The sequence below is a fragment of the Halomonas alkaliantarctica genome (assembly GCF_029854215.1).
Taxonomy (GTDB): Bacteria; Pseudomonadota; Gammaproteobacteria; order Pseudomonadales; family Halomonadaceae; genus Vreelandella; species Vreelandella alkaliantarctica_A.
Genome location: NZ_CP122961.1, coordinates 3,948,587 through 3,962,986 on the forward strand (window position 1 = coordinate 3,948,587; position 14,400 = coordinate 3,962,986).

Sequence of the window (14,400 nt, forward strand, 5' to 3'; positions counted from 1 at the left end):
CGCCGCTTCGCGGCGTGATCGGGGCATCACGTCAGCTCCTGGCCGATAGCAGCCCAAAAAAAGGGCCCACGATTTCTCGCAGGCCTCTTCTTAACAATTTGGCGCGCCCGGCAGGATTTGAACCTGCGACCCTCGGCTTCGGAGGCCGATACTCTATCCAACTGAGCTACGGGCGCTTGTGGGTGCGTATCGTAACCGTGTGGGGCGGCTGTGTCCAGCCGCGAAGCGGTTTGGCGGGCTTGTTCAATTGACCCTTTTCCCTTGTCTAGTGCATGCTTTGGAAGCACTTCTGCACCTTAGAAAAATCGGGAACACAATAAAATGAACACATTTGCACGTAGCACGCTGGCACTGGGCATCTCACTGGCGCTGGTCAGCGCCGCGAACGCCGCTGATTTTGCTGATATGGACCCCGTTACCCTGCGCCTGGCCCATGTGGTCAACGAGCAGGATGGTTTCCACATCGCCGCCACCAAGTTTGAAGAACTGGTGGAAGCGCGCACCGACGGCAAGGTCGATATCGAGATCTACCCCAACGCCACCCTGGGTGACGAACGCACGCTGCTGGAAGGCATGCAGATCGGCACCGTGGATATGGGCGTGATCACCAACGGCCCGGTGGCCAACTTTGTGGAAGAGATGGCGGTATTTGAACTGCCCTTCCTGTTCCCCTCCCCCGAAGCCGCTTACGAAGTCCTCGATGGCCCGATTGGCCAGGAGTTGCTCGACAAGCTCTCCGAGGTGAACCTGAAAGGCATGGCCTACGCCGAGCGAGGCTTCCGCAACCTGACCAACAGCGAGCGGGCGATCAATACGCCGGAAGACCTGGATGGCCTGCGCATTCGCGTGATGGAGAACCCGGTCTACACCGACACCTTCCGCGAGCTAGGCGCCAATGCGATTCCTATGGCGTGGACCGAAGCGCTTACCGCCATGCAGCAGGGCACCATCGACGGTCAGGAAAACCCGGTGAACGTGATCCACTCGTTCAACCTGGATGAAACCCAGAACTACATGACCCTTTCCCGCCATACCTACGCCCCGGCGATTTTTGTGATGGGTATGCCTGTCTGGAACCAGCTGCCGGAAAACGCCCAAGAGGTACTGCTAACGGCAGCACAGGAAGCGGCGGAGTATGAGCGTCAGGTGAACGCAGAGATGGAGAGCGAGCAACTACAAGCCCTGCGTGATGCAGGCATGGAGATCAACGATAATCCGGATATGCAAGCCTTCCAAGCTGCCGTGGCGCCGGTGTATGAGAAGTACGGCGAGCAGTTCGGTGATTACCTGCCGCGCATCCAGGAGGCGCTCAAGTAAGTGACCACCACGACTCAACCGCTGTTAAAGCTGCTGCGTCGAATCGAGCGCGGGCTGGATGCCATCATCCAGCCCGTGGTCTTTGCGGGCATGGCAGCGCTGATTGGGGTGATTACCCTGCAGATTGTCTCCCGGGTTCTGTTCACCGCCGTCGGCTGGACCGAGGAAGTCGCCCGCTTTCTGCTGGTGTGGATCACCTTTTTGGCGGGCACCCTGGCATTCCAGCGCGGGCGGCATATTGCCGTGGCCTTTGCGGTGGATGCCCTGCCCGGCCGCCTGCGCCAAATCGCCCGCATTGCCGCCCTGCTGATCGTGCTGGCGTTTATGATTGCGCTGATCGTGATCGGCTACCGCTATATGCAGGTACAGAGCTTCCAGAAATCCGCCTCGCTGCGGCTCTCGATGACCTACGTTTACGCAGTCATGCCGATCTGTGCGGCGATCATGGCGTGGTATGCGCTGGTCGATATCATTGAACTGCTGCTGGGCGATGAGACGACCCACGCTCAGGAGGAGCCGCTATGACGCTGCTGCTGTTTGGGCTGTTCTTCCTGTTTATGCTGCTGGGCGTGCCGATTGCTTTTGCGATTGGCGCCAGCACCCTTTACGCCCTTTATCAGTCTGGCGTGCCGCTGATGGTGGTCACCCAGCAGATGTTCCAGGGCATCAACTCTTTTGCGCTGGTCGCGATTCCCATGTTTATCCTCGCCGGGGATTTAATGGCCCAGGGCAAGGTGAGCGAAAAATTGGTCAGCTTTGCCGATTCGTTAGTGGGCTTTATGCGCGGCGGGCTTTCCGTGGTTTCGGTGATGGCGGGCATGTTCTTTGCGGCCATCTCCGGCTCCGGTGCGGCCACTACCGCAGCGGTGGGTTCCAGCCTGGTACCGGAGCTCAAACGCAAAGGCTATGACCCAGCCTCGGCGGCCAGCTTGATCGCCGCCAGCGGCACCATCGGGGTGGTGATCCCGCCCTCGGTGCCGATGATCATCTACGCGGTCATCGCCCAGCAATCCGTCTCCAAGCTTTTCCTTAACGGCTTTTTGCCGGGGTTGGCGATGGGGCTGGGGTTGATGGCCATTGCAATAGCCCAGGCCTACAAGCGCCAATACCCCAAGGGCACTCCGCTCTCGCTAGCCACCATCTGGAACACCTTTAAAGATGCCAGTTGGGGGTTGATGACCCCGGTGATTATCCTCGGCGGTATCTTCTCAGGGATATTCACGCCTTCAGAGGCGGCGGTGGTGGCGGTGAACTACGCCATGTTGGTGTCGCTGTTTGTCTATCGTGACCTAACCCTGCCGCAGGTTTACAAGTTGCTGATCCGTTCGGCGATGACTACCGCAGTGATTATGCTGGTGATTGCCATGTCGGCCGTGCTGAGCTGGACGCTCTCAAGTTGGCAGGTGCCGGGGGCGATTGCCCAGGCAGTGCTGTCACTCTCTACCAACCCTTACGTGATCATGCTGCTGATTGTGGGGATTATTCTGCTCACCGGGGTGTTTATCGAAACCGCCAGTGCGCTGATTATTCTCACGCCGGTGTTGTTGCCGCTGGTGCTGCAGCTGGGGATTGATCCGATCCACTTTGGTTTGATTATCGTGGTGGGGCTCTCCATTGGCATGATTACACCGCCTGTGGCGATTAATCTGTATGTGGCGTCCTCAATCACGCAGCTGCCGCTGGAGCGCATTACGCGCGCGATCATTCCTTACCTGCTGGGGCTAATCGGAGTGCTGCTGTTAGTGGTTTACGTACCGATTATGCTGGGTTGGTCAGGCAATTAACGACGCTCACCTGTTCCAGCATCATCTACAACGGCGTTAACGCAATGGGGCTTGCCATTTGGCAAGCCCCGTTTTTATACCCGTCTACTATCTGCTGTCATTATCCCCAATGCTGATCCACAGCAAGAGTGAGCGTTAGAACTCTTCCCACTCATCGGCAGCATGCTTTGCCGGTGAGGGCTGCTGCGATGAGGCGTGTGACGAAAGCGCAGGACGCTTAAGGCCACTATCCCCCCCACGCTGCTGAGGGGCCGGAGAGGCTAGCGCCTGATGCTGCGGCCCATCTTCACCGAGTACAAAGGAGTTGATTAGCTGGTTCAAGTGCTCAGCATGGCGGCGCATATTGGCGGCGGCGGTGGTCGACTCATGCACCATAGCGGCGTTCTGCTGGGTCATGGTGTCCATTTCAGCCACGGCGGTGTTGATCTGGCCGATACCACTGCTCTGCTCTTTAGCACCGGCGGTGATCTCACCGATCACATCGGTGACTTTCGCCACGCTGGAGACAATCTCGCGCATGGTATCACCTGCGCTGCGCACTAATTTTGCGCCGGAGTTGGTGTGCTGTACTGACGCATCGATAAGTGCACGTATCTCTTTGGAAGCATCGCTGGAACGGCTGGCCAGAAGCCGCACTTCTTGTGCCACTACGGCAAAGCCGCGCCCATGCTCACCAGCCCTTGCGGCTTCAACCGAGGCGTTGAGCGCCAGAATATTGGTTTGGAAGGCAATTGAATCGATCATGCTGATAATGTCACTAATGCGCGATGCGGAGTCGTTAATATCACGCATGGTGCTCTCAACCTGCTCCATCGAAGTTTCACCTTCGCGGGCTACGTCGGCGGTAGACAGCACCAGCGTATTGGCCTGCTGGGCATTGTCGGCACTGTGGCTGACCGTGGAGGTAATTTCCTCCATGGAAGCAGAGGTTTCCTGCAGATTGGCCGCCGCCTGCTCGGTGCGGGTGGCAAGCTCATCAGAGCTTTGTGAGATTTCCCCCGCCGCCTGGTGCACGCTAAGCGTACTGCTACGAACATCGCGCAGAGTCTCCTGCATACGCGCCACAAAGGCGTTGAACTGAACGGCAAGATTGCCAATTTCGTCGCCGCTTTCGACCGACAAGCGACGGGTTAAGTCACCTCGCCCATGAGCGATATCCTGCATAGCCGCGGCAGTACGTTTGATCGGCCCCAGCGTGCGATGCACCAAGCCGTAGGCTAGCAGAGCGATGACAATAAACAGCCCCAGCCCCAATAACGCGGCAAACATTATGTCTTTACGTAAATCTGCGGCAGCGGCGGCCTCAAGTTCGGCAACGACATCATCAACATCAGTAACGTAGACACCCGCCCCAATCAGCCAGTCCCATTTTTCAAGGCGGTCAACAAAGGAGTGCTTGGGTTCGATTCTGTCGGTACCAGGGTAATCCCACATATAGCTATAGAAGCCACCTCCACTCTGTGCGACCTTAATGATCTCGCGAATCAGATAGGTGCCATCGGGGGTTTGTGCGTCAATCATATTGGTACCTTCACGCTCTGGCGCAGGTGCCGTGACGATATTGTTACCGTCATAGTCGTAGATAAAAATGTAGTTGTTATCTTCAAAGCGCATGGAGCGCACCAACTCAGCTACCTGCTGCTTGGCAACCTCATCGTTGGCTCCAGCATTTTCATAAATTGGGGCTATAGCGGTAGTAGCCAATTGAACGATGTCGCGTACCGCATTGCGGCGCTCTTCAATCAGCAGTTCACGTTGTTCGGCTAGCGCCGCACGAGAGTCTCCGATACTGCTATAGGCTTGAAACCCAACCAGAGCGAGCGTGACTAAGAAAAGCGGGAGCAGTACAAGTATCAGCACCTTGGTTTGTAAACCAAGGGCTCGTTTGGGAGCAGAAGGAGTGGCCATTTGTGAGCAAGTTCCAGAGTCAGTCTTGAGTGGAAAATTTTTAGTAGTTGTAGGGAGACTTTATCGACCTAAAACGCACAAACTTTAGCCATTTTTTTGCTTTTTCACTTAATATTCAAATAATTAGCAATTAATAATTAGGTTCATAACCTAAGTTAAGGTTATTCAAGGAGCAAAGGTCCAAGGTGGGGGTGTGGTGGCCAGGGATGGCCCGTTTTAAGCAAGACGCTTAACCACAATCTTCGGTTGCCCTGACCCTTCCACCGCCTGGTCAGGGCGACCTTTTTGTTTGCAAGGCGGTTGTTTAGTTCCTGCCTTTTACTACCCTCTCCTAAAGCCAAATCAGACAATTCGTGACTTCCTTGTTATTTGCTATCGCCATCAGCGTATCATGGCGATAGGGCCCAATGTCCAAGGAGAATGGCAAGCATGGTTCGAAACCACCCATTTGTTAGCGCTGTCTTGCTCCTGCTCCCTCGGTTGGCTCACTTCGCTTGGCGCGTATTACGCAATTTCCTGAAAAATCACGGTGTCCTGCTGGCAGGCGGGGTAGGCTACAACATCCTGCTCTCTATCGTGCCGCTTTTTGCCGTACTCGTTGTGCTGTTAACCCAAGTGGTGGATCAGCAACATCTACTCAATGTGCTGGCCGTACAGGCGCGACATATGGCGCCTGCCCATGCGGAGGTGTTGCTGGAAGCCGTTCGCAGCCTGTTGGATTCGCGGGATGTGATCGGCATTCTTAGCTTTCCCATTCTCCTCCTATTCAGCTCATTCGCCTTTCGTATGCTCGAAGACGCCCTGGCGATCATTTTTCATGCGCCGGATAGCCCACATATCAAGCGCAGCATCTGGGTTTCGGTGATGTTGCCCTATGCCTTTATGGTGGTTTTGGGGGCGGCGCTAATGGTTCTTACGCTGGTGGTCACCCTTGCCAGTTCGCTCAATATGCTGGTAATGCTGTTATTTGAACGGGAACTGCCTTTGGCGGGTTTTTCAGAGCCGGTGCTTAACCTGGCCAGTTTTATCGGGGTGTTCCTGCTGTTTAGCGCTATCTATAAAGTGCTGCCGGTGGTGCGAATTGCCTTACGTCGGGCAATCATAGGAGGCTTTGTGGCAGCACTGATGTGGGAGGGTGTTCGGCTGCTGCTGGTTTACTATTTCGCCAATCTCTCGTTCGTTAACGCCGTCTACGGTTCACTGGCGGCGCTGGTGGTCGTACTGATTAGCCTGGAGGTGGGCGCCATCATTTTACTGCTGGGCGCCCAGGTGATTGCCGAATTGGAACGTAATACCCGCCTTGCTTTGCCTTGGCATGTCGACCCCAATCGCCAGCCGATTACGCGGGTCAATTGAGCAACCCGAGCGTGGCTGAGCTAGTCTTTAAACGCTGATCGCAAAACCATGATATAGGGGGTGAAAACGATGACGTTGTTCGATCTAACAGGCCGCACGGCGCTAATTACCGGTTCATCTGGCGGGTTAGGGCTTGCGATGGCACGCGGGCTGGCGCAGTCAGGCGCTCAAATCATTATTCATGGGCGTAATCACGACAAACTTGAAGCCGCACGGCACGCGCTCTCCGAGGAAGGCCATCATGTGCTTACAACGTCGTTTGATGTTGCCGACGAAGCCGCCATTGAGCAGGCACTTAAAGCGCTGAAAGACGATGGGATCAGTATCGACATACTGGTCAACAACGCAGGTATGCAACTCCGTCGCCCACTGCTTGAGGTCGAACTCGACCAATGGGAAAAGGTCATTAACACTAACCTGACCAGCACGTTTCTACTGGGTCGTAATGTTGCCAGGCAAATGATTGAACGCGGCCAGGGCGGCAAAATCATTAACATTGGGTCACTGATGAGTTCTGTCGCGCGGTCAACCGTGGGGGCTTATACGGCTTCCAAAGGCGGGGTGCGTTTATTGACCCAATCCATGGCAGCAGAATGGGCCGAGCATGACATTCAGACCAACGCTATCGGCCCAGGTTACATGATCACGGAAATGACCAAGCCGCTGGCCGATGACCCAAAATTCAATGACTGGCTGATTAATCGCACCCCTTCCAAACGCTGGGGAGTACCCGAAGACCTTGTCGGCACCGTAGTTTACCTCGCCTCTCCGGCGTCGAGCTACGTTAATGGACAGATCATTTATGTCGATGGCGGCATGTTGGCCGTTATTTAACGCCACGGCGCTTAGTGCATCAGTCAGCCAGCTACCACTAAAAGGCCGCCAAACATTTGGCGGCCTTTGTACATCGCGAACTTTCTAGATTGCCCCTGTACTCACGGAAGCCGCTACATCAGCCTGCGGGCGCCGCTCATCCAGCATCCCTTTATCCAGAATAAAGCGGATAATTTCCTCAAGCCCTACACCGTCATAAAGATTGGTAAACACAAAGGGCCGCTCACCGCGCATTTTCTTGGAATCGCGTTCCATGACCTCTAATGAGGCGTGTACCTGCTCGGCGATGTCGATCTTATTGATGATCAGCAAATCCGATTTGGTAATGCCTGGCCCACCTTTGCGGGGAATTTTGTCACCGGCCGAGACATCGATAACGTAAAGCGTCAGGTCGGAAAGCTCGGGGCTAAAGGTGGCCGAGAGGTTGTCGCCGCCAGACTCCACCATCACCAGCTCTAGCTTCGGGTGGCGCGCATGAAGCTCATCAATGGCCGCAAGGTTCATCGAAGCGTCTTCGCGAATCGCGGTATGCGGGCAGCCGCCTGTCTCTACACCCAAAATACGATCCGCCGGGAGCGCATCGTGCTTGAGCAGAAAATCGGCGTCTTCTCGAGTGTAGATATCGTTGGTGACCACGGCAATGTCGTAGTAATCCCGCAGCGCTAAACAGAGTTGCTTGAGCAGTGCGGTTTTGCCGGAGCCTACCGGGCCGCCCACGCCAATTCGTAAACAGTGAGTCATTGTTCTCTCCTCAATCGATAAGCTGATTAACTTCTAAGCTAGTTAACGTCTAAACCTTTAACTTCTAAACAGGCGCGAATACTGGGTCTCGTGCAGCGCACTGGCCAGGGCCAAGCCGGGTAGCACCGGGCCTAGTTCATCATTCTCAAGCGTTAACGCCTGATTAACGGCATTCACTAATGCTGGGCGCAGTTGCTCAATCACTCGCTGGGCAGCGGTGTGGCCAAGCGGCAAGGCTTTACAGGCCACAGCCAGCTGGTTCTCCAGCCACGCCCATGCAAAGCCCAGCAGGGTGTGGCGTACAGACACGCCGCGGGTGTGGGCAGTGTAGGCAAACAGCGTGACGTAGCCTGCCTGGGGCGGAAGCAAGGGCATTAGTAAGTCTTCACTTTCCAACACTTCCTCGCTTGGCAATAAATCCAGGCTTCCCAACAGGCGCTTAAGCGAGGCACCCAGCCTGCTATCTTCGGCGGCCAGCTCGGCGGTTTCCCGGGTAGCAGCCAGCCACTCATCCCACTCACCAATTGACGGGGAATCTGCTTGGATAAACGCTTCGTGCAACCGCGCCAGCACCGGCAGTTCGCAGCGGGTTAAGCCATCTTCCAGCACGCCGTTTAGCCACTCGGCAAGGCTCGCTTCATCGCGCACCCAGTCCAGCTCAAAGGCGCTTTCCAGGCCTTGTGAGAAGGCAAAGGCGCCAATCGGCAGCGCAGGGCTCACCAACTGCATCAGCCCCAGCAGCGCTAGCTCGTCACTTTGGCTTTCTAGCGCGGCGAGTTCAGTGGGCATGGTGATGCTCATGGTCGTGCGAATGGTCATGGGAGTGATCGTGCCCGTGGGAATGAGAGTGCCCGCCACCCACTTGGTTATAAGCACCCGGTTCCGGGTCGAAGGTGGCGTTGTGGTGCTCTAGTTCGGCACCTAACAGCTCGGCGAGCTCTTCCAGCACGTGGTCTGGCGGGAAGCGTACCCAGCCGCCTTTGTCATCTTCACCCAGCGCCAGCTGTACGTGGCGATTGCCCAGGTGGTAGGCCAGCCGCGCCAGGGATAAGCCAGTACTCACTCGCGCGGTCACCACCGGTTCTACGGCGGCGCAGACACGCACCACTTCGCCGCTTTCGGCTTTAAGGCCTTCACCGCTGCGCAGCACCGGGCCACGATCCAGAAACAGTCCCAGCTCGCGACCGCTATCGCTTTGCGCTTTCAAGCGCCCGCGAATACGTAGCTCAAAAGGCAGCGTGAGTGTGTCGCTCGCCGCGCTTTCTTCTATCGGCCCTAAGCGTTCTATGAGTTTAAGCATTGGTATCGTCCTGTTCAGAACCTGCAGTTAAGCACCCAGCAGCCGAGCCGGGGGTAGGTCGTAGTGAGGGTCTTTTGCCATGGATGGCAAAAGTAGCGTACAGGGATGTATTTACAGCGCCCTCACGTAGACCTACCCCCGGCACTGCACTTGCTGGCGGTCATAGTGCGCTATTCAAAATAAATGATAACGCTGAGCCAGCGGTAGTTCGGTGGCGGGCTCGCAGGTTAAAATTTCACCATCGCAGCGCACTTCGTAGGTCTGCGGGTCGACGGTTAAATCGGGGCAGGCATCATTGAGCTTCATATCTTTTTTGCGCACCTGACGCACGTTTTTGCACGCGGCGAGTTCGCTATTTAGCCCCAACGTCTCTTTGATGCCTGCATCCAGTGCGGCCTGGCTGACAAAGCTGAGCCGGGTTTGGCTGGCTGCACGACCGAAAGCGCCGAACATATAGCGGTAGTGGACCGGCTGCGGGGTGGGGATCGAGGCGTTGGGGTCGCCCATGGGCGCTGCTGCAATCATGCCGCCTTTGATCATCATCGCGGGTTTTACGCCAAAGAAGGCCGGTTTCCATAGCACCAGATCCGCCAGTTTACCCACTTCGATAGAGCCGACTTCGTGGGCGATACCGTGGGTGATCGCCGGGTTGATGGTGTACTTGGCGATATAGCGCTTGGCGCGAAGGTTATCGGCACCCAGGGCTTCGTCTTCCGGCAGTAGCCCGCGCTGCACCTTCATTTTATGCGCCGTTTGCCAGGTACGGCAGACCACTTCACCGACCCGCCCCATGGCCTGGGAGTCAGAGGCGATCATCGAGATCACGCCGAGATCATGCAGAATATCTTCCGCGGCGATGGTTTCCCGGCGAATGCGTGAGTCGGCGAAGGCCACGTCTTCGGGGATATTGGGATCCAAGTGGTGGCACACCATCAGCATATCGAGGTGTTCATCAATGGTGTTAACCGTGTAGGGCCGCGTTGGGTTAGTCGATGAAGGCAGTACGTAGGCTTTCGAGCAGGCGGTGAGGATATCTGGGGCGTGGCCGCCGCCCGCGCCTTCGGTGTGGTAAGTGTGAATGCAGCGCTCTTTGAACGCGGCCAGGGTATCTTCCACAAAGCCCGATTCGTTCAGGGTATCGGTGTGAATCGCCACCTGTACATCGTAAGCGTCCGCCACGTTGAGGCAGTTGTTGATCGAGGCGGGCGTGGTGCCCCAGTCTTCGTGCAATTTGAGCCCCATGGCGCCTGCTTGGAGCTGGAGCTCAAGGGATTCAGGCAGGCTGGCGTTACCTTTGCCCAGAAAACCAATGTTCATGGGCATATCGTCGACCGCTTGCAGCATTTTACCAATGTGCCAGGCGCCGGGGGTACAGGTTGTAGCATTGGTGCCGGTCGCCGGGCCGGTGCCGCCGCCGAGCATGGTGGTCACACCGCTCATCAGCGCTTCTTCGACCTGCTGGGGGCAGATAAAGTGGATATGGGAATCGATACCGCCTGCCGTCAGAATCTTGCCTTCACCGGAGATAATTTCGGTGCCTGGGCCAATGACGATCTCGACATCAGGCTGTACGTCAGGATTGCCCGCCTTGCCAATCGCGGCGATACGGCCATTTTGAATGCCCACGTCAGCTTTGACGATACCCCACCAATCAAGAATCAGCGCGTTGGTAATCACGGTATCCATCACCGTAACGTCAGCGCGCTGGCTTTGGCCCATGCCGTCGCGGATGACCTTGCCGCCACCGAATTTCACTTCGTCACCGTAGTGGGTGGCATCCTGTTCGACTTCAATCCACAGCTCGGTATCGCCCAGGCGCACGCGGTCACCCACCGTGGGGCCGTACATATCGGCATAGGCTTGCCGACTGATCTTGTTAACCGGTTTCATTGTTTACCTCCGTCGAGCGCACCCATGACATCACCACGAAAGCCGTAAATTTCGCGCTTGCCGACGTAGGGAATCAACGTAACTTCGCGGGTCTGGCCGGGCTCAAAGCGAATCGCCGTGCCTGCGGCCACGTCCAGGCGAAAGCCTCGGGTTTTGCTGCGATCAAACACCAGCGCCGGGTTGGCTTCGGCAAAGTGGTAGTGGGAGCCAATCTGGATCGGGCGGTCGCCGGTGTTGGCCACCTCGACGCTAATCCGCTCACGCCCCACGCACAGTTCGATATCACCCTCTTTTAACTGATACTCACCGGGAATCATCAGGCGTTCTCCTGGTTGCTAAAAACTAGTTGATGGGTGTGTGGACAGTGACCAGCTTGGTGCCGTCGGGGAAAGTGGCTTCCACCTGCACTTCGTCGACCATCTCGGCGACGCCGTCCATCACATCCTCACGGCTAAGGATCTCGCGACCATAGCTCATCAAGTCCGCCACGCTGCGGCCATCCCGGGCGCCTTCCATAATCTCGAAGCTGATCAGCGCCACCGCTTCCGGGTAATTAAGCTTTAAACCACGCGCCTTGCGGCGCTCCGCCAACTGGGCGGCTGAGAACAGCAGCAGCTTGTCTTTGTCTCTCGGGGTTAATTCCATGGGGCATTTCTCCAGCAGTGCATCGCAGTGATGCCAATTAGGTTAGCCAAATTCGTGGTGTATGCGCTTCACGCTTAATCCACCGGGGGCGCAGCAGTTGCCAGGCCTGTTCGCATAATGCCCAGGCTTCGTTGCGCGAGTTGCCCAAATAGCGCAGCAGCAGAACACCGTAGCGGACGGTAACCGCCCAGCGCAGGTTATCCGGCAGCGCTTCACGCAAGGCTTCAATGGCCGCAGGCGCGTCGGCAAGCCCCACCGCCCAGAGCGTGGCCTGCACCGTGGCACCACCTTGCCCCCAGCGCCCGACAAAGCGTGGGTGCAACGGGTCTAACGGTTGACGCTCTAGCCACAGCGGCTTGCCATCCAGGGTTAAACGGAAGTGCTGCTCAATGCGCCCAGAAACATAGGGTAAGTCACTGGCGGGGCGGCCCAGTGCCATCACTTCCCAGCCCAGGCAGCGGGCGCTGCCGTGAAGATCAATTTGGGTGCGCTGCTCGCCCTTGGAACCATCAAAGGCGATGGTCTCCTGGGGCAGCCACTCCAGAGTTGCGTTATCTTCTACGCTGAGTCGAGTGTGCTGCGTCCATGCCACACCCTGGCTGTCGGCTTTATAGAGTTTATTGGCAGCCGGGGTCGTCAGCAGCGCATGAGCACCGCTCTCTACATGAGCGCTAATGGTGAGGGCATCGCCGCTGACTAACCCGCCCGGCGGGTGAAGCACATAAACATGACAAGCCTCACCACGCCCTTCGGGATAGAAAGGGCGCTGCACCCGCAGTGGTCCCTGATGGCGCGCCTGTACCATGCGAGTGGCGCCATCGCGATGGGCAAAGGTGAGCGCTAACGAGGCCGCCCAGTGGCGGCCTGCATCGAAGCGGTGGCCGGAGGCAATGCGTGGTTTGGCGAGTTCGCACAGGATCATGGGTTGCTATCGCTTCCTTTTCACTAAGCCTTTAACTTATAGAAGCAATTAATGCGCCAAAATGGTGAAACACTCGATTGTGCGCTCCATGGCAGCGATGAGCGCTTCTGGCTTGTCCTACCAAGCAGTTAAAAGCGCCCACCTGCACCAAAAAAGCACACAACCAGGCTTTTGACGCACCAAATAAACACAGAGACCGCTAATTCACCTCTCAAAAATGCGTGCACTAACTTTCCACATCATCACTGCACGACAACTCGATTTCGCCCGCTACGCTTCGCTTGATAAAGGGCTTTGTCAGCCCGCTGGAGGGAGTTGTTATAGTCTGGGTGGCCATCGTGAAGCGTGACTCCCACGCTAATCGTCACGTTAAGCAGCGTATCGGCGGCGGCAAGCATCGGCTCCTTAGCCACTGATTGGCGTAAACGCTCAGCAAATAAGCGGCAACCGTCGTGGTCAGTGTTGACCAGCACAATCAAAAACTCTTCGCCGCCCATACGAAACACGTAATCACCGCCACGGGTTGAGCGGTCCAGGATACTCGCCACCTGCTGAAGCACATTGTCGCCTGCATCGTGCCCATGGGTATCGTTGATCGATTTAAAGTGGTCGATATCCACCATCAACAGCGCAAAGCTGTGCTCCGAGTGGCGAGCGATTTCAATTTCACGGCTAAGCACGACTGACAAAAACTTGCGGTTGAGCAACCGGGTCAAGCTGTCGCGTCCTGCATCTAGGCCGGAAGCACGCTCCAATACATCGTCGAGCAGCATCAATACCGTACGGGCGGCGTCACGAATCTCACCCAGCGCCTTGAGCCGTTGGCTAATATCCTCATGCTGCAGGGCATCCAGCCACTCACGATCCACTCGCTGAATATGGCGTGAGATAGTGACAATTTCCGGTGCGCCCTCAAACGCATGACACGCTTTATGGAAGTACCACAAGCCAAAATCGGAATTGGATAACCGCGGCAGCGTGGCAATATCCTGCTGGGCGGCGACGGCAAACATCAGTTCGTTTTCCCAGTTCAGCAGCGCCGAACGCTGGCGTTCACGCTCGTCGCCAATGCTCTGAGTGAGTGAAAACAGCTTGTATGCCTCTTCAGTGCGCGCATTACGGTCACTGGCCACCGAATAGGCGTGACTCATGATTTCCATGGCCATATCGATATGGTCGGAGACGTACACCGAGGCATTCCCTGGCGATAGATGGCTTTTAAAAGCGGTGTTGATCTGCTCATAAAACGCCTGCTTGAGTTGCCGTGCCCCGTTAAGCACCAGGTTGATGGGGATATCGATGCGGGCATGCACCTGCCCCACTTTTTCCTGCTGTTCAACCAGGGCTTCGAAATCGGCGTGCTCGACGGTAAACATGGCCTTCAGCCAACGCTGCATAGAGGGGTTTAAACGTTGCTTCACTTGGTCATTAGAGAGGAACAGCGAAGCATGTGGGTCTTCCAACATTACGCTGTAAAAGCGGTCGGCAAAGTCAACGGCATGGACATCCACCAGCGCGGCTACCGCTTGGCGTATGGGCACAGAGGTACGCGCTTGCAGCGCTTGCCATTCAGCCACTAACTGATATTTATCCTTATAGCGCATCAACTACCTCGGCAGGAGGACATAAACCTTCAAGATTAACAGACCAAACTGCCAGCTACCTGCACCTACGTCAGTCTTTTGACGAATTACTTGCCCAAG

14 protein-coding genes and 1 tRNA gene are annotated in these 14,400 nt (G+C 56.4%); 5 read left to right on the forward strand and 10 right to left on the reverse strand.

Translation table 11 applies throughout. The features are described 5' to 3' along the window. Positions 1 to 99: 99 nt before the first annotated feature. Positions 100 to 176 (reverse strand) — tRNA-Arg (locus QEN58_RS18095). A 145-nt stretch (positions 177 to 321) separates the two neighbouring features. Between QEN58_RS18095 and QEN58_RS18100 the strand changes: the two genes are divergently transcribed. The 3 genes from QEN58_RS18100 to QEN58_RS18110 are packed head-to-tail and all read left to right on the forward strand — an operon-like array spanning position 322 to position 3,101. Next, positions 322 to 1,317, forward strand: a complete 996-nt coding sequence (locus QEN58_RS18100; protein WP_280104986.1) for a TRAP transporter substrate-binding protein — start codon at positions 322 to 324, stop codon at positions 1,315 to 1,317. Continuing rightward, the gene (locus QEN58_RS18105) at positions 1,318 to 1,842 is read left to right on the forward strand and encodes a TRAP transporter small permease (protein WP_280104987.1); all 525 of its coding nucleotides are present in this window, start codon (positions 1,318 to 1,320) and stop codon (positions 1,840 to 1,842) included. Next, positions 1,839 to 3,101: a TRAP transporter large permease gene (locus QEN58_RS18110; RefSeq protein ID WP_280104988.1), complete on the forward strand. Its 1,263-nt coding sequence runs from the start codon at positions 1,839 to 1,841 to the stop codon at positions 3,099 to 3,101. Before QEN58_RS18105 ends, QEN58_RS18110 begins: the two co-directional genes overlap by 4 nt. 135 nt (positions 3,102 to 3,236) lie before the next feature. Here QEN58_RS18110 and QEN58_RS18115 read toward each other — a convergent pair whose 3' ends face one another. Further along, positions 3,237 to 5,009: a methyl-accepting chemotaxis protein gene (locus QEN58_RS18115; protein ID WP_280104989.1), complete on the reverse strand. Its 1,773-nt coding sequence runs from the start codon at positions 5,007 to 5,009 to the stop codon at positions 3,237 to 3,239. A 429-nt stretch (positions 5,010 to 5,438) separates the two neighbouring features. Between QEN58_RS18115 and QEN58_RS18120 the strand changes: the two genes are divergently transcribed. Together QEN58_RS18120 and QEN58_RS18125 are read left to right on the forward strand one after the other, a co-directional pair. Further along, the gene (locus QEN58_RS18120) at positions 5,439 to 6,365 is read left to right on the forward strand and encodes a YihY/virulence factor BrkB family protein (protein WP_280104990.1); all 927 of its coding nucleotides are present in this window, start codon (positions 5,439 to 5,441) and stop codon (positions 6,363 to 6,365) included. A gap of 69 nt (positions 6,366 to 6,434) precedes the next feature. Further along, positions 6,435 to 7,199, forward strand: coding sequence for an SDR family oxidoreductase (locus QEN58_RS18125; protein WP_280104991.1), 765 nt, complete (start codon positions 6,435 to 6,437; stop codon positions 7,197 to 7,199). Between the two features lie 84 nt (positions 7,200 to 7,283). On the opposite strand, the gene ureG is transcribed toward QEN58_RS18125, so the two are convergent. The 8 genes from ureG to QEN58_RS18165 all read right to left on the reverse strand — a co-directional run bounded on the left by ureG (position 7,284) and on the right by QEN58_RS18165 (position 14,301). Further along, complete coding sequence (gene ureG / locus QEN58_RS18130; protein ID WP_280104992.1) at positions 7,284 to 7,940, reverse strand: urease accessory protein UreG; 657 nt, start codon at positions 7,938 to 7,940, stop codon at positions 7,284 to 7,286. Positions 7,941 to 7,997: 57 nt separating this feature from the next. Beyond that, the gene (locus QEN58_RS18135) at positions 7,998 to 8,729 is read right to left on the reverse strand and encodes an urease accessory protein UreF (protein WP_280106960.1); all 732 of its coding nucleotides are present in this window, start codon (positions 8,727 to 8,729) and stop codon (positions 7,998 to 8,000) included. Then, the gene (gene ureE / locus QEN58_RS18140) at positions 8,719 to 9,240 is read right to left on the reverse strand and encodes an urease accessory protein UreE (RefSeq protein WP_280104993.1); all 522 of its coding nucleotides are present in this window, start codon (positions 9,238 to 9,240) and stop codon (positions 8,719 to 8,721) included. Before ureE ends, QEN58_RS18135 begins: the two co-directional genes overlap by 11 nt. 174 nt (positions 9,241 to 9,414) lie before the next feature. After that, positions 9,415 to 11,130, reverse strand: a complete 1,716-nt coding sequence (gene ureC, locus QEN58_RS18145; protein ID WP_280104994.1) for an urease subunit alpha — start codon at positions 11,128 to 11,130, stop codon at positions 9,415 to 9,417. Next, positions 11,127 to 11,447, reverse strand: coding sequence for an urease subunit beta (locus QEN58_RS18150; RefSeq protein ID WP_280104995.1), 321 nt, complete (start codon positions 11,445 to 11,447; stop codon positions 11,127 to 11,129). Before QEN58_RS18150 ends, ureC begins: the two co-directional genes overlap by 4 nt. Positions 11,448 to 11,472: 25 nt before the next feature. Next, positions 11,473 to 11,775, reverse strand: coding sequence for an urease subunit gamma (locus tag QEN58_RS18155; protein WP_008956141.1), 303 nt, complete (start codon positions 11,773 to 11,775; stop codon positions 11,473 to 11,475). 37 nt (positions 11,776 to 11,812) lie between these two features. Further along, positions 11,813 to 12,697, reverse strand: coding sequence for an urease accessory protein UreD (locus tag QEN58_RS18160; RefSeq protein ID WP_280104996.1), 885 nt, complete (start codon positions 12,695 to 12,697; stop codon positions 11,813 to 11,815). 242 nt (positions 12,698 to 12,939) lie between these two features. Then, the gene (locus QEN58_RS18165) at positions 12,940 to 14,301 is read right to left on the reverse strand and encodes a diguanylate cyclase (RefSeq protein ID WP_280104997.1); all 1,362 of its coding nucleotides are present in this window, start codon (positions 14,299 to 14,301) and stop codon (positions 12,940 to 12,942) included. Positions 14,302 to 14,400: the final 99 nt, after the last annotated feature.

What these genes read in the sequence shown, in the direction of transcription:
- QEN58_RS18150 (WP_280104995.1), bottom strand. Translation starts at nt 11,447, where the DNA reads ATGATTCCCGGTGAGTATCAGTTAAAAGAGGGTGATATCGAACTGTGC.
- ureC (WP_280104994.1), bottom strand. Translation starts at nt 11,130, where the DNA reads ATGAAACCGGTTAACAAGATCAGTCGGCAAGCCTATGCCGATATGTAC.
- QEN58_RS18160 (WP_280104996.1), bottom strand. Translation starts at nt 12,697, where the DNA reads ATGATCCTGTGCGAACTCGCCAAACCACGCATTGCCTCCGGCCACCGC.
- QEN58_RS18135 (WP_280106960.1), bottom strand. Translation starts at nt 8,729, where the DNA reads ATGCCCACTGAACTCGCCGCGCTAGAAAGCCAAAGTGACGAGCTAGCG.
- ureG (WP_280104992.1), bottom strand. Translation starts at nt 7,940, where the DNA reads ATGACTCACTGTTTACGAATTGGCGTGGGCGGCCCGGTAGGCTCCGGC.
- QEN58_RS18110 (WP_280104988.1), top strand. Translation starts at nt 1,839, where the DNA reads ATGACGCTGCTGCTGTTTGGGCTGTTCTTCCTGTTTATGCTGCTGGGC.
- QEN58_RS18115 (WP_280104989.1), bottom strand. Translation starts at nt 5,009, where the DNA reads ATGGCCACTCCTTCTGCTCCCAAACGAGCCCTTGGTTTACAAACCAAG.
- ureE (WP_280104993.1), bottom strand. Translation starts at nt 9,240, where the DNA reads ATGCTTAAACTCATAGAACGCTTAGGGCCGATAGAAGAAAGCGCGGCG.
- QEN58_RS18165 (WP_280104997.1), bottom strand. Translation starts at nt 14,301, where the DNA reads ATGCGCTATAAGGATAAATATCAGTTAGTGGCTGAATGGCAAGCGCTG.
- QEN58_RS18120 (WP_280104990.1), top strand. Translation starts at nt 5,439, where the DNA reads ATGGTTCGAAACCACCCATTTGTTAGCGCTGTCTTGCTCCTGCTCCCT.
- QEN58_RS18125 (WP_280104991.1), top strand. Translation starts at nt 6,435, where the DNA reads ATGACGTTGTTCGATCTAACAGGCCGCACGGCGCTAATTACCGGTTCA.
- QEN58_RS18155 (WP_008956141.1), bottom strand. Translation starts at nt 11,775, where the DNA reads ATGGAATTAACCCCGAGAGACAAAGACAAGCTGCTGCTGTTCTCAGCC.
- QEN58_RS18100 (WP_280104986.1), top strand. Translation starts at nt 322, where the DNA reads ATGAACACATTTGCACGTAGCACGCTGGCACTGGGCATCTCACTGGCG.